The following is a 2666-nucleotide window of genomic DNA, read 5'->3' as shown; positions in this document are numbered from 1 at the left end:
AGCCCCCGGCGGCGAGCGTCCCCCGCGCGGCGGGGGCGGCCGCACGGCCGCCCCGGGGGGCGGCCCGGAGGGCTCCGCCGGGCCCCCCACGGGTGTTTTCGCAGGTCATCGGGGTGAACGTCAAAGGTCCGTCAAGGCGCCGTGAGGGCCCGTATGGAAGCCGTCAACGAGGTCCGCGTACGGCGGGGACGGAGGTTTCCTGGCCTGGTAAACGTCCGATCCGAAGCTAGGAGCACACGATGGCCGACCTGGCCTTCGTGGTCACCACGATCGCGGTCTTCGCGCTGGTGGCCCTCATCGCCAAGGGGGTGGCGAAGCTGTGAGCGCCGAGAACATCGTCGGACTCGTCGTCGCCGTCGCCCTGCTGGGCTACCTGATCGTGGCGCTCGTCCGACCCGAGAAGTTCTGAGTTCCGGACATGGGCCCCATCACCGCTGACGTGCTCCAGGTCACCGCCCTCATCGTGGCGCTGGCCCTGGTGTACCGCCCCTTCGGCGACTACATGGCCGCCGTCTACAGCTCCGACCGGCACCTGCGGGTGGAGCGGCTGATCTACCGCTGCTTCGGCGCCGACCCGGACGCCGAGATGCGCTGGCCCGCCTACTTGAGGGCGGTGCTGGCCTTCTCCTTCGTGGGCGTGCTGTTCCTGTACCTGTTCCTGCGGCTCCAGGACCACCTCCCGCTGTCGCTCGGCTTCGCCGCCATCACGCCCGACCAGGCGTTCAACACCGCGGCCTCGTTCGTGACCAACACGAACTGGCAGTCGTACATGGGTGAGAACGCCATGGGCCACGCCGCCCAGACCGCGGGCCTGGCCGTGCAGAACTTCGTCTCGGCGGCGGTCGGCATGGCCGTGGCCGTGGCGCTGGTCCGCGGCTTCGTCCGCTCCCGCACCGGCGAGCTCGGCAACTTCTGGACCGACATGGTCCGCGGCACCGTCCGCATCCTGCTGCCCGTGGCGTTCGTCGCCGCGATCGTGCTGGTGGGCTTCGGGGCGATCCAGAACTTCGCCGGCTGGCACGAGATCACCACCCTCGCCGGGGGCCACCAGACGCTGACCGGTGGCGCGGTGGCCTCCCAGGAGGCCATCAAGGAGCTCGGCACCAACGGCGGCGGCTTCTACAACGTCAACTCCGCCCACCCCTTCGAGAACCCGGACGCGTTCACCAACCTCTTCGAGATCTTCCTGATGCTGGTGATCCCGCTCTCGCTGACCCGCACCTTCGGGAAGCTGGTCGGCAACATCAAGCAGGGCTACGCGATCCTCGCCGCGATGGGCCTGATCTGGCTCGGCTTCGTCACGCTGATGACCTGGGTCGAGTTCGCGCACCCCGGCTCGGCGAACCAGATCGCGGGCGCCGCCATGGAGGGCAAGGAACAGCGCTTCGGCGTCGGCGCCTCGTCGCTGTTCGCGGTGAGCACCACCTTGACGTCGACCGGCGCGGTGGACTCCTTCCACTCCTCCTTCACCGGCCTCGGCGGAGGCATCACCCTGCTCGGGATGATGCTGGGCGAGATCGCGCCGGGCGGTGTCGGCTCCGGCCTCTACGGCATCCTGATCATGGCGATCATCGCGGTGTTCATCGCCGGCCTGATGGTGGGCCGCACCCCGGAGTACCTGGGCAAGAAGATCGGCACCCGGGAGATCAAGCTCGCCGCCCTCTACATCCTGGTCACCCCGACTGTCGTGCTGGTCTTCACCGCCCTGGCGATGGCGCTGCCGACCCCGCCGCACTCCATGCTCAACAGCGGGCCGCACGGCTTCTCCGAGGTCCTGTACGCCTACACCTCCGCCGGCAACAACAACGGCTCCGCCTTCGCCGGCCTGAGCGCCAACACGCAGTGGTACAACACCACGCTCGGCCTCGCGATGCTCCTCGGCCGCTTCGTGCCGATGGTCTTCGTCCTGGCCCTGGCCGGCTCGCTCGCCCGGCAGAAGCCGGTGCCCGCCACCGCGGGCACCCTGCGCACCGAGAAGCCGCTCTTCGCGAGCCTGCTCGTCGGCGCGATCCTGATCATCACCGCCCTGACCTACTTCCCCGCGCTCGCCCTCGGCCCGCTCGCGGAGGGCCTGTCATGAGCCGTACGACCACCCCCACCCCCGCAGAGGAAACCATGTCCACCGACACGCCCGTACGCGCGCCCGAGGGAGGACTGGCACCGCACGCCCCGGACGCGGGCCACGGCGCCCGCGTCTCGGGCGGGCTCTTCGACCCGGCCCAGCTGCTGCGGTCCCTCCCGGACGCCCTGCGCAAGCTCGACCCCCGGGTGATGATCAAGTCGCCCGTCATGTTCGTGGTCCTGATCGGCTCGGTGCTCACCACCGTGCTGGCGCTGCTCTCCCCGGCCGACTGGTTCGGCTGGGCGATCACCGCATGGCTCTGGCTCACCGTGATCTTCGCCAACCTCGCGGAGGCCGTCGCCGAGGGCCGCGGCAAGGCCCAGGCCGACACGCTGCGCCGGGCCAAGACCGACACCGTCGCCCGCCGTCTCATGGACGGCGCCGAGGAGCGTGTGCCGGGGACGGAGCTGCGCGTCGGCGACCTGGTGGTCTGCGAGGCGGGCGACGTGATCCCCGGTGACGGTGACGTCGTGGAGGGCGTCGCGTCGGTGGACGAGTCGGCGATCACCGGTGAGTCGGCCCCGGTCATCCGGGAGTCCGGTGG

The 2666-nt window shown here is 70.3% G+C and carries 3 protein-coding genes; all 3 read left to right on the top strand.

Features of this window, described 5'->3' with window-relative positions; all coding sequences use genetic code 11:
- Positions 1-319 precede the first annotated feature (319 nt).
- Positions 320-409, top strand: coding sequence for a K(+)-transporting ATPase subunit F (gene kdpF, locus ACFV3E_RS24175; protein ID WP_500536521.1), 90 nt, complete (start codon positions 320-322; stop codon positions 407-409).
- 9 nt (positions 410-418) lie between these two features.
- Complete coding sequence (kdpA, locus tag ACFV3E_RS24170) at positions 419-2080, top strand: potassium-transporting ATPase subunit KdpA (protein WP_500536520.1); 1662 nt, start codon at positions 419-421, stop codon at positions 2078-2080.
- Between the two features lie 35 nt (positions 2081-2115).
- The coding region (locus ACFV3E_RS24165; protein WP_500536671.1) for a P-type ATPase actuator domain-containing protein at positions 2116-2666 on the top strand (551 nt) is incomplete at its 3' end.

The organism is Streptomyces sp. NPDC059718, from assembly GCF_042733315.1.
Classification (GTDB): domain Bacteria; phylum Actinomycetota; class Actinomycetes; order Streptomycetales; family Streptomycetaceae; genus Actinacidiphila.
This window is presented reverse-complemented; position numbering and strand designations above follow the sequence as displayed.